At 64.7% G+C, this 18,775-nt stretch carries 16 protein-coding genes; 9 read left to right on the plus strand and 7 right to left on the minus strand.

Annotation, left to right across the window (positions count from 1 at the left end; genetic code table 11):
- Positions 1–7: 7 nt before the first annotated feature.
- Positions 8–1,378, minus strand: coding sequence for a dipeptidase (locus tag HMPREF3227_RS09170; RefSeq protein WP_066512403.1), 1,371 nt, complete (start codon positions 1,376–1,378; stop codon positions 8–10).
- 85 nt (positions 1,379–1,463) lie between these two features.
- Between HMPREF3227_RS09170 and HMPREF3227_RS09175 the strand changes: the two genes are divergently transcribed.
- From HMPREF3227_RS09175 to HMPREF3227_RS09195, 5 genes are all read left to right on the plus strand, one after another.
- Positions 1,464–3,452 carry an OPT family oligopeptide transporter gene (locus tag HMPREF3227_RS09175; RefSeq protein ID WP_066492902.1) on the plus strand — a complete coding sequence of 663 codons (1,989 nt, stop codon included), beginning with the start codon at positions 1,464–1,466 and terminating at the stop codon, positions 3,450–3,452.
- A 280-nt stretch (positions 3,453–3,732) separates the two neighbouring features.
- Entirely contained in the window at positions 3,733–5,373 is a 1,641-nt protein-coding gene (gene groL, locus HMPREF3227_RS09180; RefSeq protein ID WP_066512408.1) for a chaperonin GroEL, read from the plus strand.
- Between the two features lie 667 nt (positions 5,374–6,040).
- A complete protein-coding gene (locus HMPREF3227_RS09185) occupies positions 6,041–6,226 on the plus strand; it encodes a PorH family porin (RefSeq protein ID WP_066512412.1) in 186 nt (61 codons plus the stop codon).
- A gap of 353 nt (positions 6,227–6,579) precedes the next feature.
- Positions 6,580–7,479, plus strand: a complete 900-nt coding sequence (ppk2, locus tag HMPREF3227_RS09190; RefSeq protein WP_066512415.1) for a polyphosphate kinase 2 — start codon at positions 6,580–6,582, stop codon at positions 7,477–7,479.
- Positions 7,480–7,736: 257 nt separating this feature from the next.
- Positions 7,737–8,018, plus strand: a complete 282-nt coding sequence (locus HMPREF3227_RS09195) for a hypothetical protein (RefSeq protein WP_066492908.1) — start codon at positions 7,737–7,739, stop codon at positions 8,016–8,018.
- Positions 8,019–8,082: 64 nt separating this feature from the next.
- Here the strand turns inward: HMPREF3227_RS09195 and HMPREF3227_RS09200 are convergent, their stop codons facing one another.
- The 5 genes from HMPREF3227_RS09200 to HMPREF3227_RS13355 form a co-directional block, all read right to left on the minus strand.
- Positions 8,083–9,099 (minus strand): CaiB/BaiF CoA transferase family protein, encoded by a 1,017-nt coding sequence (locus HMPREF3227_RS09200; RefSeq protein ID WP_066512418.1) that lies wholly within the window; start codon positions 9,097–9,099, stop codon positions 8,083–8,085.
- 77 nt (positions 9,100–9,176) lie between these two features.
- Positions 9,177–13,091 (minus strand): Pls/PosA family non-ribosomal peptide synthetase, encoded by a 3,915-nt coding sequence (locus HMPREF3227_RS09205; RefSeq protein ID WP_082750322.1) that lies wholly within the window; start codon positions 13,089–13,091, stop codon positions 9,177–9,179.
- Positions 13,092–13,550, minus strand: coding sequence for a MarR family winged helix-turn-helix transcriptional regulator (locus tag HMPREF3227_RS09210; protein ID WP_066512420.1), 459 nt, complete (start codon positions 13,548–13,550; stop codon positions 13,092–13,094).
- 50 nt (positions 13,551–13,600) lie between these two features.
- Positions 13,601–13,891, minus strand: a complete 291-nt coding sequence (locus HMPREF3227_RS09215) for a rhodanese-like domain-containing protein (protein WP_066492914.1) — start codon at positions 13,889–13,891, stop codon at positions 13,601–13,603.
- Positions 13,892–14,379: 488 nt separating this feature from the next.
- On the minus strand, positions 14,380–14,601 hold the full coding sequence (locus tag HMPREF3227_RS13355; RefSeq protein WP_156452988.1) for a hypothetical protein: 222 nt from the start codon (positions 14,599–14,601) through the stop codon (positions 14,380–14,382).
- Between HMPREF3227_RS13355 and HMPREF3227_RS09220 the strand changes: the two genes are divergently transcribed.
- Positions 14,600–15,397 carry an endonuclease domain-containing protein gene (locus HMPREF3227_RS09220; protein ID WP_141629088.1) on the plus strand — a complete coding sequence of 266 codons (798 nt, stop codon included), beginning with the start codon at positions 14,600–14,602 and terminating at the stop codon, positions 15,395–15,397. The two genes, HMPREF3227_RS13355 and HMPREF3227_RS09220, sit on opposite strands and share 2 nt — an antisense overlap.
- A 43-nt stretch (positions 15,398–15,440) precedes the next feature.
- Here the strand turns inward: HMPREF3227_RS09220 and HMPREF3227_RS09225 are convergent, their stop codons facing one another.
- Positions 15,441–15,914 (minus strand): inorganic diphosphatase, encoded by a 474-nt coding sequence (locus HMPREF3227_RS09225; RefSeq protein ID WP_066492918.1) that lies wholly within the window; start codon positions 15,912–15,914, stop codon positions 15,441–15,443.
- A gap of 66 nt (positions 15,915–15,980) precedes the next feature.
- On the opposite strand from HMPREF3227_RS09225, the gene dacB reads away from it, so the two are divergent.
- Genes dacB through hpt form a run of 3 tightly spaced genes read left to right on the plus strand, consistent with a single transcriptional unit; the run spans position 15,981 to position 18,772 of the window.
- Complete coding sequence (gene dacB / locus HMPREF3227_RS09230) at positions 15,981–17,267, plus strand: D-alanyl-D-alanine carboxypeptidase/D-alanyl-D-alanine endopeptidase (protein WP_066512424.1); 1,287 nt, start codon at positions 15,981–15,983, stop codon at positions 17,265–17,267.
- Positions 17,267–18,166, plus strand: a complete 900-nt coding sequence (tilS, locus tag HMPREF3227_RS09235) for a tRNA lysidine(34) synthetase TilS (RefSeq protein ID WP_066512427.1) — start codon at positions 17,267–17,269, stop codon at positions 18,164–18,166. The genes dacB and tilS overlap by 1 nt, the downstream gene beginning before the upstream one ends.
- Before the next feature lie 21 nt (positions 18,167–18,187).
- Positions 18,188–18,772 (plus strand): hypoxanthine phosphoribosyltransferase, encoded by a 585-nt coding sequence (hpt, locus tag HMPREF3227_RS09240; protein ID WP_066492923.1) that lies wholly within the window; start codon positions 18,188–18,190, stop codon positions 18,770–18,772.
- The last annotated feature ends 3 nt before the right edge of the window (positions 18,773–18,775 follow it).

Raw genomic sequence — 18,775 nt, forward strand, 5'->3', positions numbered from 1 at the left:
GGGGCGGCTAGAAGCGGGTGAGGAAGAGGGCCTCGGCGATGGCGACGGCCTCAATCTCGGTCGGGTCCACGGACTCGTTCGCGGAGTGGATGACGGCCTTGGGCTCCTCGACCCCGTAGAGGATGATCTCGGCGTTGGGGTATTTCTCCTGTAGCTCGGTGGTGAGCGGGATAGAGCCGCCCATGCCCTGCGCGGTCGTCTCTGTGCCATAAGCCTCAGAAAAAGCCTCGGCGAACACGCGGGCTGCGGGCAGTTCGGGGTCCGTAGCAAAGCCCTGGTTGGCGTCCCATGAGGTGATCTCGATGTGGGCGCCCCACGGCACGTGGTTCTTGAGGTGCTCGATGAGCTTGGCCTCCGTGTCCGCGGCGGACATGTGGGCGGGCACGCGCAGGTTGAGCGCGGCCTCGGCGACATTGGCCACGGCGTTGACGGCCTCGGAGACCGGGGTGGAGGTAAAGCCGATGACGCTCACGGCCGGGCGGGACCACAGCATGGAGGCGATCTCGGTCTCGGTGGCGCCTTCGGAGGAGCCCTCGCCGGCGATGGCCACGCCGTCGAGCAGCTGCGCATCAGCACGGAAGTTGTCAGCGGGGTAGCCCTGGCCGTCCCAGGTATCGCGGCACTCCACGCCGTCGATGACGGTGCGGCCGTACTCGTCCGTGAGCGAGTCGAGCGTGCGCATGAGTGCCTTCACGGCGTCCGGGGCCGCGCCGCCGAACTGGCCGGAGTGGACGGCGGACTCGGCCGTCGTCACCTTGACGCGAACCTGGCCGCCGCCGCGCAGCGATGTGGTGAGCGTGGGCTGGCCCACGGCGGAGTTGCCGGCGTCGACGATGAGGATGGCGTCTGCGGCGAAGAGCTCCGGACGCTCCTCGATGAGCGCGGAAAGACCGGCGCCACCGCGCTCCTCAGAGCCCTCGACGAGGAACTTCAGGTTCAGCTTGGTGCCACCAGCTTCCTCGACCGCGCGCAACGCCGCGAGGTGCGCGGCGACGTTGCCCTTGCAGTCCGCTGCACCGCGGCCGAACCAGCGCGTCGTGCCATCGGCGTGCGTGCGCTCGGTCAACGTGAAGGGATCGGACTCCCACGCGGCCGGGTCACCGGCCGGGACGACGTCGTAGTGCGAGTAGAGCAGCACGGTCTTCGCACCCTCGTCACCCGGGCGGTTGCCCAGGACGGCGATGGAGCCGTCGGTGGTGGGGATGGACTCGACGCTAAAGGCGGCATCGGAAAGCGCGGCGGCAACCCACGCTGCGGCGTCCTTGTTGGCCTGCTCGTGGCCAGGCTCATTGTGGACGGAGGCGAAGCCAACGAGTTGGGACAGGTCCTGGAAAATCCGGGCGCGATCGCCGCGGACGGAGCTAGCAATATCAGTCATGGTTCCCACTATAGATGTGGCAATTCGGGCTATGGAGACTACCATTCGATAGGTTGAATTTTATCTTGAAAAGAAAGGACCTCGCATGGGCACACCAGTAGCCCCCGCCGGGACCGCGAAAAAGCCTGCATCGTTGCCGGAATTGACGCTGCGCGGCGTCATCATCGGCGGGCTTATTACCCTCGTGTTTACCGCCGCCAACGTCTACCTCGGCCTCAAAGTGGGCCTCACGTTCGCGACGTCGATTCCCGCCGCCGTCATCTCCATGGCCGTGCTCCGCAAGTTCAAGGGGCACAACATCAAGGAAAACAACATCGTGCAGACCATCGCGTCTGCTGCCGGTACGTTGTCCGCCATCATCTTTGTCCTCCCCGGCCTCGTCATGGTCGGCTACTGGACGGGATTCAGCTTCTTCGAGACGGCCGCGGTGTGTGCCATCGGCGGCATCCTCGGCGTCATGTACTCCATCCCGCTGCGCCGCGCGCTCGTTACCGGCTCGGACCTGCCCTATCCGGAGGGCGTCGCTGCGGCCGAGGTCCTTAAAGTCGGCGACGGTGACAGCGCAAACGGCGTCACGGACAAAGCAGGAGAGGAAAACGCCAAGGGCCTGCGCGTCATCCTCGTGGGCGGCGTCATCTCCGCCGCGATGTCCCTGCTCGCCGCGATGAAGGCTATCTCGTCCTCCGTCGCGGGCTACTTCAAGCTCGGCGCGGGCGCGACGACGCTTGGTACGAGCCTGTCCATGGCGCTTATCGGCGTGGGCCACTTGGTCGGCCTGCCTGTCGGTATCGCCATGCTCGTGGGCGTGTTCATCTCCTTTATTATCCTGCTGCCCATCCGCACCGCGGGCGATATCTCGGACGTCGCCGCGATGGCAGACATCGTCGACGAGGTCTTCTCCGGCGAGATCCGCTTCATCGGTGTCGGCACCATGGCGATTGCTGCCGTGTGGACGCTCATCAAGATCACTGGCCCCATCGCCAAAGGCATCTCCCAGTCCCTGGCTTCCTCGCGCAGCCGCAAGGCGGGCAACGCCGTGGACGTCACGGAGCGCGACATTCCGTTCCCGTACGTGGCCACCACCATCGTGGTCCTTATGCTGCCCATCGGCCTGCTGTTGTGGGACTTCCTCTCGCAGACCGATATTCACGAGCACGCCTTCGTGCTCATCGCGGTTTCCGTGCTGTTCACGCTCGTCCTCGGTCTCGTCATCGCCTCCGTCTGCGGTTACATGGCCGGCCTCATCGGCGCGTCGAACTCGCCGATTTCCTCCATCGGCATCATCGCCGTCGTCGCGGTCTCGCTCATCATCGCCGCCGTCATGCGCGGCGTGGACGCGAACCCGCTCTCGCTCGTGGCCTACACGCTCTTCTCGGCGGCCATTATCTTCGGCATCGCCACGATTTCGAACGATAACCTCCAGGACTTGAAGACCGGCCAGCTCGTGGGCGCGACGCCCTGGAAGCAGCAGGTCGCCCTCATTATCGGTGTCCTCTTCGGCTCCGTCGTCATTCCGCCCATCCTTCAGGTCATGCTCACCGGATTCGGCTTCCAGGGCATGGAGGGCGCCGGCGAGGACGCACTCGCCGCCCCGCAGGCTGCGCTTATGTCCTCGGTCGCCTCGGGCATCTTCGACAGCACGCTGGACTGGAACCTCATCTTCCTCGGCATGGGCATCGGCGCGGTCCTCATCGTTATCGACGAGGTTTTGCGCAAGACCACGGATAAGTACTCCCTCTCGCCGCTCGCCGTCGGCATGGGCATGTACCTGCCGGCCTCGCTCACGATCATCATCCCGATCGGCGCCATCCTCGGTACGTTCTACGACAACTGGGCCGCCAAGCAGGAGAGCGCCGAGGCTAAGAAGCGCCTGGGCACGCTGCTCGCCACCGGCCTCATCGTCGGTGAGTCCCTCTTCGGCGTCGTCAACGCCGGCCTCATCGCGGCGGACGGCGGCGCGTCCCCGCTCGAGTTCTTCTCCGGCGGAACCTACGCCGATATCCTGGGCATCATCGCCTTCATTGCGGCCGTGGCCTTCACCTACTGGTGGACTCGCCGCAAGGCTCGCGCCTAGCTTTCCGATGCCCCCTTTGCTCCAGGCTCGCCGGTTCCCGGCGGGCCTTTCGCGATCTCTCAGGGCATGCGCGTCATTTCTTGCACTCGGTGCGGGCGAGTGCCAGAATGGTCGCTAGCACTCGAGAATGGTCAGTGCTAAGAACGTGCACCTTTGAAGTTGAGGTTGGTTTACACTCGCCAGCCGCGCCGTCGCGGGCCTCTTTGAAGGGTGGGACGCTTGAGTGTCGTCTTCTTTCAACCACATAGACAAAAGACACCAATCAAGGAGTTAAAAAGACATGGCAAAGATCATTGCCTTTGACGAAGAGGCGCGTCGCGGCCTCGAGCGTGGCCTCAACACGCTGGCCGACGCTGTCAAGGTCACGCTCGGCCCCAAGGGCCGCAACGTCGTCCTGGAGAAGTCCTGGGGCGCCCCGACCATTACGAACGACGGCGTGTCCATCGCGCGCGAGATCGAGCTCGAGGATCCGTACGAGAAGATCGGCGCCGAGCTCGTCAAGGAAGTTGCCAAGAAGACGGATGACGTCGCAGGCGACGGCACCACCACCGCTACCGTCCTGGCTCAGGCGCTCGTCCGCGAGGGCCTGCGCAACGTAGCCGCCGGCTCCAACCCGATGGGCATCAAGCGCGGCATCGAGACCGCCACCAAGGCCGTCGTTGACGCCTTGCTCTCTTCCGCCACGGAGGTCGAGACCCAGGAGCAGATCGCCACGACCGCTGGCATCTCCGCCGCTGACCCGGCCATTGGCGAGAAGATCGCCGAGGCTATGTACACCGTGGGCAACGGCTCCGTGAACAAGGACTCCGTCATCACTGTCGAGGAGTCCAACACCTTCGGCGTCGACCTTGAGGTTACCGAGGGTATGCGCTTCGACAAGGGCTACATCTCCGGCTACTTCGCCACTGACATGGAGCGTCAGGAGGCCGTCCTCGAGGATCCGTACATCCTTCTGGTCTCCTCCAAGATCTCCAACATCAAGGACCTCGTCCCGGTCCTCGAGAAGGTCATGCAGACCGGCAAGCCGCTGCTCATCATCGCTGAGGACGTCGAGGGCGAGGCCCTGTCCACCCTCGTCGTCAACAAGATTCGCGGCACCTTCAAGTCCGTTGCCGTGAAGGCACCGGGCTTCGGCGACCGCCGCAAGGCCACCCTGCAGGACATGGCTATCCTCACCGGCGGCCAGGTCATCTCCGAGGAGGTCGGCCTCTCCCTCGAGACCGCCGAGCTCGAGTTCCTCGGCCAGGCCCGCAAGGTCGTCGTCACCAAGGACGACACCACCATCGTTCAGGGCGCCGGCTCCCAGGAGCAGATCGACGGCCGCATCAAGCAGATCCGTGCCGAGATCGACAACTCTGACTCTGACTACGACCGTGAGAAGCTCCAGGAGCGCCTGGCTAAGCTCTCCGGCGGCGTGGCCGTCCTCAAGGTCGGCGCTGCTACCGAGGTCGAGCTCACCGAGCGCAAGCACCGCATTGAGGACGCCGTCCGCAACGCGAAGGCTGCCGTCGAAGAGGGCATTGTCGCCGGCGGTGGCGTCGCCCTCCTGCAGGCTGCCAAGGCTCTGGACTCCCTGTCTGATCTCAAGGGCGACGAGGCCACTGGCGTGAAGATCGTCCGCGAGGCACTGTCCGCACCGCTTAAGCAGATTGCGTTGAACGCTGGCTTCGAGCCGGGCGTCGTGGCTGACAAGGTCGCCAACCTTAAGGCTGGCGAAGGCCTCAACGCCGCCACCGGCGAGTACGTGGACCTCATGGCCGCGGGCATCAACGACCCAGTCAAGGTCACCCGCTCTGCGCTGCAGAACGCTGCATCCATCGCCGCGCTCTTCCTCACCACTGAGGCTGTCGTTGCTGACAAGCCGGAGCCGGCCGCACCGGCCGCTCCTGGCGCTGACGAGATGGGCGGCATGGGCTTCTAAGCCCCGCCCCTCGCGTCTCCACGCGCCCGCCGTACTCCTTACTTGTAAAGAGGAGCGCGGCGGGCGCTTTTGCGCGTTTGGGGCCGCGCTAGTTCTGTACGCGTGCCTGGCCCTCAGGCGGCCGCAGCGTGCACAGCGCCTCCGGCTTCTCGCGGCACGTGACGGCTTTACTTGAGTAACATCCGTAACATTTGGAACGACACGCCGTGTTGCACAGTCGTGTCCTCATTGCCGTCGAAAGCATGCGGGAACGCCGACTCAGCCCGCTCCAAAGCCGCTGCCGCGGCGAAGTTTACCCCCATTAGACACCCCCGTTCACTCGCTGAAGGTTAACACCGGGTTAACCAAATTTAAGGTTGCGGTCCGATTAAATCGGACACAGTGTGGTGGGTGTTACGGGGGGCTGCCAAAAAAAGAATGACTAAATTGGCGGTATTTTATATTCGTGCAGGTGGGGGCGTTTCTTAGTGTTGTCTGTGTGGTGAGTGAGAAAGTGTACGGTGTGATTTAGGCGACGTATGGATGGGAGAATTGCATCAGAATTTCCGTTTGACGCGTCAGCAAAATGTGCCACAATAATCCTCGTGACATCCACTGCGGGATGTCGTAAAAACCGTTTATTCACATCCCCGACTCCTGTAGTTGGGTACATCTAAAGGAGACACACATGGATCTCTCTTTCGTCACCGAGCAGCTGGACAACTTCTCCACCTTCGGCAAGGCTATTCACGACCTGTTCACTGGCTTTGCGAAGTTCGCTGGCAACATGAACACCATGATCAATAGTTCCGACGCCCTGACCGAGAAGACCTCCGGCGTCTTCGAGGGCCTGTCCTCCAAGTCTGAGGCCTAATTCAACCTTGCGGGCGTGAGCATGCGCCCGTGTACCTAACTTTCACAACCCTTAAAGGAGTAATCACATGGAGTTCTTCAAGCTTTCTGCCGAAGGTACCTGGACCGGCCAGCTGCTTCTTCTGCTGAAGCAGCTCGCTGACATGGCTGGCAACGTCTCTGACCTCATCGGTCTGACCCAGTAGTAGATTTCGCCTCGAGCGACTAACTGCTGCCCGCGCTGTGTGCGCGGGCTTTTGCAGTTTTCGTCTTTTTGGCGGGTCTGCGCAGTGGGGGCGGGGAGGGGTGAATTTCACCGGGGGTTCACCTCCCATGCGGGCACTTTAGGGCGATTTTAGGAGTAAAATGTCATGCATGGCTGATATTAAAGACGACGAGCTTCCCGAGATTGACCTTGCACAGACCGACGGCTACGTCGTTGACGACTCTGACGAGGATGATCCCTCGCTCATCATGCCGGATGGCTCTCCGGTGGAGACGTGGCGCGAGAACTACCCGTATGGGGAGCGCATGACGCGTGACGAGTACGAGGTGACGAAGCGCGCCCTGCAGATTGAGCTGCTGAAGTGGCAGAACTGGACCAAGGAAACTGGCCAGCGCCACATCATTATTTTTGAGGGTCGCGACGCTGCTGGCAAGGGCGGCACCATTAAGCGTTTCAACGAACACCTCAATCCGCGTGGCGCACGCACGGTGGCGCTTGAGAAGCCGTCGCCGCGTGAGTCCACCTCGTGGTACTTCCAGCGCTACATCCAGCACTTCCCGGCCGGCGGCGAGATCGTCTTCTTTGACCGCTCCTGGTACAACCGCTCCGGCGTCGAGCGCGTCATGGGTTTCTGCACCGAGTCGCAGCACGCGGAGTTCCTTCGCGAGGTGCCGATGCTCGAGAACATGATTCTGGGTTCGGGTATTTCGCTCACCAAGCTGTGGTTCTCCGTGACCCGCAAGGAGCAGCGCACCCGCTTCGCGATTCGCCAGATTGACCCGGTGCGCCAGTGGAAGCTGTCACCGATGGACCTCGCGTCCCTCGACAAGTGGGACGACTACACTCGCGCCAAGGAAGAGCAGTTCCGCTACACGGATACCGACGAGTCTCCGTGGATCACCATTAAGTCGAATGACAAGAAGCGCGCCCGCATTAACGCCATGCGCTACGTGCTCTCCAAGTTCGAGTACACGAACAAGGACCACTCCGTGGTCGGCGAGCCGGACGAGCACATCGTTAAGCGCGGCCGCGACCAAATCGGCGACTAGTCACGCTTAGCTGGATTCCGCGCCTGCGGTAAACGCAACGAAGAGCCTCTTCCTTTTGGAAGCGGCTCTTTTTGCATATGCAGGTGAGTGCCGAGGGGGCGATGCTTGACATATGCGGATTGTTTTCATTTATTTCATGTCGTTCACGTTGATGTAACGGACAATTTAGAAAATTTGTTGCTTAAACCACACGCGGCCTAGCGATAATGTTTTAGAATCGAAAACGTCCGTATCTCCCCTTAACCCAAGGAAATATTATGTCCTCTAAGCTCACCCGCGGCGTTATCGCTGCTGCCACCTCCGTTGCTCTGGCCACCAGCGGCGCTGTCGCTGCTCCGGTCGCCCTCGCTGAGTCTTCTGACGCTGCAGCATCCGGCTCTGCTACTGCTGCCAATACCGGTTCCTCCACCGCCGGCTACGTCATCTCCTCGGTCCTCGGCGTGGCTATTTCCGTGGCCTTCTGGGGCACCGTGTACAACACCCTCGTCGGCCGCGGCACCATCCAGGGCCAGAAGATTCCGTACTTCCCAGCTCTTTAAGTAGTACGCGGTACGGTGCTTCACGGCGGCGCTTTCCGGAAGGAAGGCGCCGCCTTCTCGCGTTTTAAGCCAAGGGAGAAATCCGCGGCGCGGGCGCGGGCTCCATCCCGTCGCTCGTGGGGCGGTAGGTGCCGCGGGCGGCCAGATGGGGATGGTCGAGTACGTCGTCAGGGGAGACGACTTCGGCGACGCACGCATCGGTGCCGCGGAAAATCTTTACCCACTCGGCCTGGGTCTTCGTGACGAAGACCTCGGCGAAGCGCTGGGCCACGCGTGGCCACTCGGCTTGGTCGTTCTGGTCAATCCCTGCTAGTTCGTTCGTGAGGTCGAGGAGCCGTAGTAGTTCGGCGTAGAACTGCGGCTCGATGGCGCCTACAGACATCCACTTCCCGTCGGACGTCTTGTACACGGTGTAGAACGGCGCGCCGCCGTCGAGCACGTTCGTGCCGGTTGGGCCCCACTGGCCGGCATTCCTAAAGGCGTGGAGCATTGCCGTCAAGGAGGCCGCGCCGTCCACAATGTTGGCGTCCACCACGGCGCCCTCACCGGTGGTCTGTGCGTGCACGAGGGCGGCGAGGAGGCCGGAGACGAGGTACATCGAGCCGCCGCCGAAGTCGCCCATGAAGTTCAGCGGCGGCACGGGGCGTCCGTCGGGCGCGGCGATAGCGCCGAGTGCGCCGGAGATGGCGATGTAGTTGATATCGTGCCCGGCTGTTTGCGCGAGCGGTCCGTCCTGGCCCCAGCCCGTCATGCGGCCGTAGACGAGCGCGGGGTTGCGGGAGGCGGCATCGGAAGGCCCGAGGCCGAGACGCTCCGCGACGCTGGGGCGGAAGCCCTCGATGAGGAGCTGGGCGTCGGTGATGAGGTCGAGAACGCGGGCGACATCATCGGGGTCCTTGAGGTTGGCCTCAAGGGTTTCCTGGCCGCGGTAGAGAACGCCATGCGGGACGATGTCCGCCGGATTGCCGGGGCGCACGACGCGGATGACGCGCGCGCCCATGTCTGCGAGAATCATTGCGGCAAACGGGCCGGGGCCAATCCCGCCGAGGTGGACGACGGTGATGCCGGTGAGGGGGAGCATAGAGACCTGCCTTGATAAAAATAACGGTACGATTTTGGAAGAAATCGTACCGTTAGGTGGCGAAGGTCACAAGGGTATTACTCCCACGGTTCGATGGGATTGCCCTGCCACACGGTGCCCGCGGGGACGCGGTCGCCGCGCATGACAAGCGAGCCGGGACCCACCGTCGCGCTACGGCCTACCGATGCCGCCGGCAGCGCCACCGAGTGCGCCGCGAGCGTCGCACCGGCGCCGAGGGTGACGGTGTCGAGGCTCATGACGCGGTCCTGGAAGAGATGGGTTTGAACCACCGTTCCGGGGCCCACGGAGGCGCCGTCGCCCACCGTGATGAGGTCGGTCTCCGGGAACCAGTAGGACTCGATCCATGCGCCGCGGCCGATGCGCACGCCGAGTGCGCGCAGCGCCATATTCATCGAGCCCGTGCCGCCCGCGTGCTGGAAGAACCAGGGGGCGGCGACGGATTCGACGAAGGCGTCCTGGAGCTCGTTGAGCCACACGAACGAGGACCACAGTGGGTGGTCGCCCGGCACGTGGCGGCCGACGCAGATCCACTTCACGGCCACGGTGATGGCCACGCCCACCGCGCCGGCGGCCATGAGCAGCAGGCCAGAGACGAGCCACGCAACCGCCAGGCCATAGGCGTCGAGCAGCCACAGGAGGCCGCCGAGGACTGCGGCGAGCAGCATCGCGGAGGTCATCGGCGCGAGGAGACGGAGGGTTTCTACCGCGCCGCGCGCGATCTTGACGCCCAGGCCCGGGCTATAGGTGAGGGCCTCGCCGCCGTCGACGTGCGCCTCGACGCGGCGCATGCGCTCCGGCGGGGAGCCCCACCAGTTGGAACCGGCTTTGGACTTCTTCGGCGTCGAAGAGAGTACGGCCACGAGCGAATTCTTGCCCAGCTTGCGGCCGGGGCCCGTGATGCCGGAGTTGCCCACAAACGAGCGCTTGCCCACCTTAGTCTCGCCGGTGAGCAGCCAGCCGCCGCCGAGCTCGTAACCGCCCACGAGCGTGTCATCCGCGAGGAACGCGCCGTCCTTGACCTCGGTGAGCTTCGGAATCATGACGGCGGTGGAAATTTCAGCGTCGCGGCCAATGCGTGCGCCGAGCGAGCGCAGCCAGCCCGGCGTGAGCTGGGAGGCGTAGAGCGGGAAGAGCGTCGTGCGGGCTTCATCCATGAGCCTTTCGATGCCCCAGGCGCGCCAGCCAGCCGCCGAGCGCACCGGCGCCACGCCGGGCTTGAGTCCCAGCTGCAGGAAGCGCACGCCCAGCCACGTTTGTGCCATGAAGAACGCGAAGGCGGCCAGGGCGCCGACGGGTGCGAAGAGCAGTCCGCCCACGTAGGGGTTGCCGCCGGTGAGCTGGATGAGCGCCACGGTCGCGGCGGCACCCACGGCAAGCGCCATGAGCGGCTGCAGCGCGAGCAGGAACGAGGTGACGCCATAGATGGCGACCCAGTGGCTGCGGCGGCGCGGGTGCTCATCAGGGAAGCGGTGCTTGGAGCGGCCTACCTTTGCCGCGGGCGAACCGGACCAGCGTTGGCCAGACTTGACCTTCTTCGCGCCCGTCACGGTGGATCCGGCCTCGATGTGGGCATCGTTGCCAATGCGCGTGCCAGGCAGCAGCGTGGAGCGCGCGCCGACGCGGGCGTTCTTGCCTACCTCGATGGCACCCACGCGCAAAATGTCGCCGTCGAGCCAGTAGCCGGAGAGATCGACCTCCGGCTCGATGGACGCGTGCGCGCCGATGGTAAGCAGGCCCGTGACCGGCGGCAGCGAGTGGAGATCGACGCCGTGGCCGATCTTCACGCCGAGGGTGCGCGCGTAGTTATTGACCCACGTCGCACCCGCGATGGACCGCGAACCGGACGCGTCGGCCCAGCGTTCCGCCGCCCAGATGCGTAGGTGCACCGAGCCGCCGCGCGGGTACTCGCCAGGCTGAATGCCGCTCGTGATGAGTCGCGCGCCGAAGCCGCCCAGCGGAATGCGCCCGAGCGGTGTGGCGAAGACCAGCACCAAGGCGATGACGAGCCACCACGGCGACCATACGGCCCACTCGATGCCGGCGAGGACCGCCAGATTCGAACCGAGCAGCAGCCACGCGAGCCACGAGCTCGCGGCGAGCGTCATGACGGGAATCTGCACCAGGAACTGAATGAGGCGCGTGGTCCACCTCACCCGCGCGACGTGACGCTGGCGCGTCACGGACGAGGCGGACGGAGAGGTGGCATCGATAAGCTCGGCGAGCGCGCCCAGACGCGGGTGATCGTAGAGGTCACGCACGGACGTGGTGGGGTAGCGGTCGCGAATGCGGCCCACGAGGGTGGCCGCGGCGAGCGACGTGCCGCCCAGCGTGAAGAAGTCCGCGTTCGCGTCCTCGACGGAAACGCCGAGGACCTCGACGAAGAGCTGCGCGAGCCACGCCTCGGTGTCGGTGAGGCCCACGGCCTCGACGCCCACGCCAGGTAGCGGCCACGGCAGCGCCTTTTTGTCGACCTTGCCGGAGGTGCGCACGGGCAGCTCGTCCATGACGCACAGGCGCGGGACGAGGGCGGCGGGCATGGATTCGGCGAGGCGCTCGCGCGCAGCGTTCTCATCGAAGCCGGCGTCCGGGTCATCGAGCGAGACATAGCCCACGAGGACCTTCTCGCCGCCAGCCGTGGACTGCACCGCGACGGCCGAGTTGTAGACATTCGGCAGGGCCGCGACGTTGGCCTCGACCTCGCCGAGCTCGATGCGGCGGCCGCCGATCTTCACCTGGTCGTCGACGCGACCCACGAAGTACAAGCCGTCCTCTTCGAGGCGCACGTGGTCGCCCGAGCGGTATGCGCGCTCCCACGCCATGGACTCGAGCGGCGCGTACTTTTCGGCGTCCTTGACCGGGTCGAGGTAGCGCGCAAGACCCACGCCGGCGATGACGAGCTCGCCCACCTGGCCCATCTGTACGGGAAACCCCTCGGTATCCACGACCGCCAGGTCCCAGCCGCGCAAAGGCTTCCCGATGCCCACTGGCTGGCCAGGCAGGAGCCTCGCCGCCGAGGACACGACGGTGGCCTCCGTGGGGCCGTAGGTATTCCACATCTCGCGGTCCTCGGTCGCCAGGCGGTCGACGAGCTCTTGCGAACAGGCTTCGCCGCCGACGATGAGCAGGCGCACGTGGTCGAGGGCCTCTGCGGGCCACAGACCCGCGAGGGTCGGGACGGTGGAGACCACCGTGATGTCGCGGCGGATGAGCCAGGGGCCGAGATCCATGCCGGAGCGCACGAGCGAGCGTGGCGCCGGGACAAGGCAGCCGCCGTGGCCCCATGCGAGCCACATTTCCTCACAGCTCGCGTCGAAGGCGACGGACAGGCCCGCAAGCACGCGGTCATCTGGTCCTAGGGGACCACCAGGGTGGTCCGCTAGAAAAATCGAAGCCTCAGCGTCCACGAACGCGGCGGCGGAGCGGTGGCTCACAGCCACGCCCTTCGGCTTGCCCGTCGAGCCCGAGGTGAAGATGATCCACGCGTCATCCTCAGGGCGCGGCTCGCCGGCCGCGTGCGCGTCCGGAGTTAAACGACGGAAGCCCTCGTCGGTGAAGATGCCGTCAATGGCGGCCTCGCCGAAGACCATCTCGGCGCGCTCGTCCGGATCGTCTGCGTCGACAGGCACGTAGGCGGCGCCCGCGAAGAGCGTCGCCAAAATCGCGAGGTAGAGTTCCTTCCTACCCGAGGTCATGCGCACGCCGATGCGATGGCCGCGCCCAATCCCCTGGGCCGAAAGTTCGGCGGCCCAGGCGGTGGCATCGGCAAGCAATTCGGCGTAGGTGAGGACCTCGCCGTCATCAATGGCTGCGGCGTCGGGGTAGAGCCCAGCCGTGGTGCGGACGATGTCGACGAGCGTGCGGGGCGGGGCGGCCTCCTCGCGCAGGAGATAGGACTCGGGCACATGAATAATCCCCGCTCCGGGCTGGTGCTCATCACGGGGATCTTCGGGCAACGCGTGGCGCGGCTCCATTTAGGAATCGTCCTCCCCCGCCGAGATGATGGAGGTCGCGAGCTTGCGCAGGTGCTTGAGCTGCTTATTTGTGGAGGCGTCGAGCGCCTCGTCCTCGGCAGCCGTGACGAGCTCTGCGAGCTGGCCGTGGGCCTTCGTGCCCTTCTTCGTGGAGGCGACGATTTGGCGGCGGCGATCGCGGGGGTCGCGCTCGCGCTTGGCCCAGCCACGTTGCTCGAGGGCGTCGATGAGGCGCACCATGTCCGAGGCGTCGATAGCCAGCGTGTCAGACAGGTGAGACTGGCTCGCCGCGGACTCCTCGACGAGGCACGTGAGTACCCAAAATTCGCGCAGAGTCGTCTCCTGCGAATTCAGCTGAGCCTCGACCATATCGCGGACGCGGCGGCGAAGGCGCTCGAGCTGAAACGACGGGGACTCCAGCAGAGCGGTAGGAATCGGGTGGGTTTTCGTGGAAGACATACCACCATACTAAGCCCAAATGATGGGTTGAAGCCAATTATTCGGCGGCGCTACTCCGTAGGCAGACCCTGGCTAACCCAAGCATTCGTGCCGCCTGCGACGTTGATTGCGTCCCAGCCGAGCGCCTGCTCGAGGTACTCCGCCACCTGCGCCGAGCGGCCGCCTGCCGCGCAAATGACGTAGATGTCCTTGTCTGGATCGATCTCTGCGTAGCGCTGCGGCACCTCGCCCATCGGAATGTGGGTGGCACCCGCGGCATGGACCTGGTTCCACTCGTCGTTTTCGCGGACATCGATAAGCTGCGCGCCTTGCGGCACGTCCTTCGGTTCTACTTCTTTCATGCGGGCTAGCCTACCTTTTCGTGTGAATGCTCGTTTCAGACTTATGGGTAGTGTCCGATCGGGCTTAAATAAAAATCATGTACCGACGTTCCTTTTTGGGCCGTGACCGGCCTTGCCAGCGCGACGACAACAACGACGTCTACTACTGTTCTTCGCCGCAGGCAGCGGACATCGAGACGCTCGGCATCTACGTTCTCGCCGCCGCGTGGAAGGATGGCGCCCCGGATTGGTCTTACAAGGTCATCATCCCGGGGAGCACGCCGGGCTCGCTTCCCAGACAGCCCCCACGTCCTCTAGCTACGACTCCTCCGAGGCAGCACCCAACTGGCGTATCCACACCGGTATCAAACAAGGCGACACCGCGGCGACGACCGAGATGAACCTGGCACTCGCCCTTGGCATGATGGACCGCAACGTCGAGTTCGAGACCGTCTGGGGCCAAGGCCATACGATGGCGACTCCAATTCCATTGAGTGGGTGGGCTCCCTTTAGTCGCGGGCCGTTCCTTGCGAAAACACCACCCAAAATTCTTGTGGCAAAAGGATTTTCGCAAGGAACTCACACAAACGTCCTGGTTCCTTGCGAAAATCAGAAATTTCCTTGCCATTTAGAATGAATTTTCGCAACGAACTGGAAGACTTGCACTGCGAGGCCGTCGGAATCCAGTTATTGTGCAGTGGCAACTGAAAAATCTCGGGGGAGGAATACATGCAACGCCACCGTATTGCTAAAGGATTTTACGTCGACAACGAACTCACTCCGGCTATAGTCGCCCAGGCCATTGCCGAGAAATATCCGACGGCGGTTTTCACAGGCCGAACCGCTGCGCAGATTTATGCGCAACAACCGCTTACGTTTCCGCTCGATGTAGCAACACCACGGTTGATGGCAAAGTCGGACTACTATGTCGCCCACCGCACGACGGTCCTCAACGCACACGATTTCCTTGGACACAGAGTCCATACGCCGGTGCTCGCCACGCGCGTCATGGAGAAGCCGGAAGCACACGCGCTGCTGGAGAAGGTGTACGCAGGCCGCACCGGGCGGGACCGGCTCGAGCGGCACCTGAGCTACGTGGGCACGCTGCCCAAGAAGTGCCGCGTGTTCCTTAAAACGGCCGCGTTGTTTACGGACTCCGGCGCGGAAATCACGGTGGCGCACGCCCTTAAAGCGCGTGGGCTCGAGGTGGAGAGCAACGTCCAGATTGGCCCGTACTTCTGGGACCTCGTGCTGCCCAAGGAAAAGATCGCCATCGAGATCAACGGCTTCGACTTCCACAAAGACCGCCAAGCCGTGGTGCGTGACCACTGGAAGAATAATGACGCGGTCCTGCGCGGCTGGACGACGCTGCGGTATACAGGCAGCTGCGTCGCGCACCACCTCGACGAGATCGTGGAGCAGGTCTCCACGGCTCGCACACCGAATTGGAACGCGTGGGCGCATAAGCTCGCGAGCGCGTGGCACGTCGTATTTCGAGGCTTCGACGGGCCGATCCGCGACTACTAAAACGCGAAAACCCCGCTCCAAGGAGCGGGGTAAGAGCGAAGATTTACTTGTGGCGCTCGATAGCTTCCTGCAGGATCTTCTCAGCCTCGGCCTTGTCGCCCCAGCCGGAGCCGGTGACTTCCTTGTTGGGCTCCAGGTCCTTGTAGTGGACGAAGAAGTGCTCGATCTCGTCCTTGATGGACTGCTCAACATCGTTGATGTCCTGGTAGCGCTCCCAGCGCGGGTCGTCGATGACGCAGAGGAGCTTGTCGTCGCCGCCAGCCTCGTCCGTCATCTTGAATACGCCGAGGATGCGAGCCTCTACGATAACGCCCGGGAACACCGGCTCCGGGAGGATGACGAGGGCGTCGAGCGGGTCGCCGTCTTCGCCGAGGGTCTGGTCGATGAAGCCGTAGTCAGCCGGGTAGGCCATCGGGGTAAACAGGTAGCGGTCGAGGTAAACCTTGCCGGTCTCGTGGTCGACCTCGTACTTGTTACGGGAGCCCTTAGGGATCTCGACGGTGACTTCAACGTTCACGGTTGTCCTCCATGTCAGTAGTGGTTAGCGTTTGCTGCTCACATCATACCCGCTAGGGTTAAGGCAATGAGTACAAAGCGTGTGTGGTGGTGGTCCGCAGCCGGCGTCGTGGCTGTGGCCGTGGCGGCGACGGCGGCGACCGGTGTGGCGGTCCAGCGCACCTACGGGGACCTGGATCACGGCCAGGCCTTTGAGGCGCCGGCGCCGGCGAATCCGCTCCAGCCCGCCCAGCCTGCCGATGCCCCTTTGGGCGACGTCGCAGGCCGCCTCACCGAGCTTGCGCGCGATAACGAGGCTTTGGGTAACTTCGGCGGCCAGGTCATCGACACAGCGACGGGGGAGGTCGTGTGGGACCAGGACGGGGCTAAGGCGCTGCTTCCGGCGTCGAGCACGAAGGTGCTCACGCTCGCGGCGGCGACGTGGGAGCTGGGCGAGGATGACCGGATTACGACGGAGATCGTGCGCGGAGACAATAACGCGGTCATCATCAAGGCCGCGGGCGACGTGTGGCTCACGCTCGCGCAACTCGACGCCGCGGCCGCGCAGATCAAGGAAGCCATGCCCGAGGTGAGCGGGGTGTTCATCGACACACGCGCGTGGGCCGGCGACGATCAGGCGAAGGGGTGGGATCCGGAGAATGTCGATGGCGGCTTCGTCGCGCCGATGCAGCCGGCCATGGTTTTCGGCGGACGCCTGGGCGCGGCGACGGGCGACGTGCCGCGCAGCCACACTCCGGCGCTCGACGTGGCGAACCTGCTGGCCAAGCGCCTGGGCGTGACGACGGTGGGCATGAGCGAGGCTCCCGATGCCGCCGCACCCGTCGCGACCATCGAGTCCGAGCCGCTGTCCGTGCGCGCCGAGGAGGCCGGGAAGGACTCGGATAACGTCATGGCCGAGGCTATCGGCCGCGAACTCGCCGTCGCGCGCGGCAAGGAGGCATCGTTTGCGGGCGCTGCGGAGGCGACGCTCGAGGTGCTCGGCGAGCACGGCGTCGATACCTCGCAGGTCTTTATCGCAGACAACTCGGGCTTGAGCGAGGTGAACCGCATCCCGGCGGACGTGCTCGCGGGAATCATGAACCAGGCGGCGACGGAGGACGCGCTGCGCCCGCTGCTTGGCTATCTGCCGGTGGCCGGCGGCGACGGCACGCTGTACACGCGGTATACGGATCTCGCGGGACGCGGCTACGTGCGCGCGAAGACGGGCACGCTCACGGGGACCTCGGCGCTGACGGGCATCGTGCCGGGGCAGTCGGGCCATGTCTTTGCGTTTGCGTTCCTCGTCAACGACGGCGACATCCTGGCCGCGCGCGCGGCACAGGATGAGCTGGCTTCGGCTTTGCGGGAGTTCTAGTGGGTCCGTTCTGGCCGCGGAAGTCGCCGCATTTCGCGCGGCTGCGCGCGGCCGTGCGGTCCGTCGCGCGTGAGCATCCGCGGCTTTCCGTGGGACTGTCGGGCGGGCCGGATTCGCTGGCGTTGGCGGCGGCACTCGCCGCGGAAAAGCGGGGCGAGATCGTTGCCGTGTGCGTCGACCATCAGCTGCAGGAGGGCTCGCGCGCGGTCTCGGAGGAGGCGGCGCGCCAGGCACGCGCGTGGGGACTCGCCGCGAAGGTCGTCGCCGTCGACGCCGGGCGCGGCGAGGCGGAGGCGCGGGTCGCGCGGTACCGAGCGCTCGCGGCCGAGGGCGTGCCGGTCTGCGTCGCGCATACCGCCGAGGACCAGGCCGAGACCCTGCTGCTCACCGCCCTGCGGGGGCAGACTGGCGGGATGGCGCCGCGCGCCGAGATCGAAGGCTGTGTGGTGCTGCGCCCGCTGCTCGAGGCGCGCCGGGCTGACACGGAGGGCGCATGCAGAGAACTTGGCGTCGAGCCGTGGCGCGACCCGCACAACGAGCGCGCGGACTTCCGGCGGGTGCGTATTCGCCGCGAAGTCCTGCCGTTGCTCGGCGACATCGTGGGCGGCGACGCCGTCGCCCCGTTGGCGCGCGCGGCCGCGCAGACGGTGGACGACGACGTGGCGTTAGATACGGCGCCGACCGATGATTGCGCCGAGCTCGCAGCCCTGCCTGCGGCGCGCCGCCGCCGCGCGATTGCCGCCTGGCTCCAGGCGTCGGGGGCGCCGGTGACGGGGTGGGGGATTGAGGGCATCGGAAAGCTGTGTACGGATTGGCATGGCCAGGGTGGCATTGCGGTGGGCGCAAGGTTGGAAGTCAGGCGCGTTGGTGGCAAACTGGCACTATTGCATCAGCTGTAAAAACCAAGGAGCCAGCCCCTCATGCATGACACCAAGGACTTTCGGGTCCCGGCTAACCCGTACGGCGACGACCTCGAAGCCGTCCTTCTCGACGAAGCGACCATCAAAGCCCGCGTGCAGGAGATGGCGGACAAGGTCTCCGCGAAGTACGCGGATAACGAGGAAGACCTCATCCTCGTGTGCGTGCTCAAGGGTGCGGTGTTCTTCCTCTCCGACTTCGCGCGTGCGCTCAGCATTCCGTCCCAGCAGGAATTCATGGCGGTGTCCTCCTACGGCAACGCGACGTCGAGCTCGGGCGTCGTGCGTATCTTGAAAGACCTCGACCGCGATATTCAGGGTAAGGACGTCCTCATCGTCGAGGACATCATCGACTCTGGTCTCACGCTCAGCTGGCTCATCCGCAACCTGCAGGGCCGCCGCCCGCGCAACCTTGACGTGGTGACGCTGCTGCGCAAGCCAGAGGTTGTCAAGGTGGAGATTGACATGTTTGACGTCGGCTTCGACATCCCCAACGAGTTTGTCGTGGGCTACGGCCTCGACTACGCGGAGCACTACCGCGACCTGCCGTTCGTGGGCACGCTGAAGCCGGAAGTATATTCGGACTAGACT

Origin of the sequence: Corynebacterium sp. CMW7794, assembly GCF_001563605.1 — a bacterium.
In the GTDB taxonomy this organism is placed as follows: Bacteria; Actinomycetota; Actinomycetes; order Mycobacteriales; family Mycobacteriaceae; genus Corynebacterium; species Corynebacterium phoceense.

Excerpts from the sequence above, each read along its gene's own strand:
- HMPREF3227_RS09170 (WP_066512403.1), bottom strand. The coding sequence starts at position 1,378 with ATGACTGATATTGCTAGCTCCGTCCGCGGCGATCGCGCCCGGATTTTC.
- HMPREF3227_RS09175 (WP_066492902.1), top strand. The coding sequence starts at position 1,464 with ATGGGCACACCAGTAGCCCCCGCCGGGACCGCGAAAAAGCCTGCATCG.
- groL (WP_066512408.1), top strand. The coding sequence starts at position 3,733 with ATGGCAAAGATCATTGCCTTTGACGAAGAGGCGCGTCGCGGCCTCGAG.
- HMPREF3227_RS09185 (WP_066512412.1), top strand. The coding sequence starts at position 6,041 with ATGGATCTCTCTTTCGTCACCGAGCAGCTGGACAACTTCTCCACCTTC.
- ppk2 (WP_066512415.1), top strand. The coding sequence starts at position 6,580 with ATGGCTGATATTAAAGACGACGAGCTTCCCGAGATTGACCTTGCACAG.
- HMPREF3227_RS09195 (WP_066492908.1), top strand. The coding sequence starts at position 7,737 with ATGTCCTCTAAGCTCACCCGCGGCGTTATCGCTGCTGCCACCTCCGTT.
- HMPREF3227_RS09200 (WP_066512418.1), bottom strand. The coding sequence starts at position 9,099 with ATGCTCCCCCTCACCGGCATCACCGTCGTCCACCTCGGCGGGATTGGC.
- HMPREF3227_RS09205 (WP_082750322.1), bottom strand. The coding sequence starts at position 13,091 with ATGGAGCCGCGCCACGCGTTGCCCGAAGATCCCCGTGATGAGCACCAG.
- HMPREF3227_RS09210 (WP_066512420.1), bottom strand. The coding sequence starts at position 13,550 with ATGTCTTCCACGAAAACCCACCCGATTCCTACCGCTCTGCTGGAGTCC.
- HMPREF3227_RS09215 (WP_066492914.1), bottom strand. The coding sequence starts at position 13,891 with ATGAAAGAAGTAGAACCGAAGGACGTGCCGCAAGGCGCGCAGCTTATC.
- HMPREF3227_RS09220 (WP_141629088.1), top strand. The coding sequence starts at position 14,600 with ATGCAACGCCACCGTATTGCTAAAGGATTTTACGTCGACAACGAACTC.
- HMPREF3227_RS13355 (WP_156452988.1), bottom strand. The coding sequence starts at position 14,601 with ATGTATTCCTCCCCCGAGATTTTTCAGTTGCCACTGCACAATAACTGG.
- dacB (WP_066512424.1), top strand. The coding sequence starts at position 15,981 with ATGAGTACAAAGCGTGTGTGGTGGTGGTCCGCAGCCGGCGTCGTGGCT.
- hpt (WP_066492923.1), top strand. The coding sequence starts at position 18,188 with ATGCATGACACCAAGGACTTTCGGGTCCCGGCTAACCCGTACGGCGAC.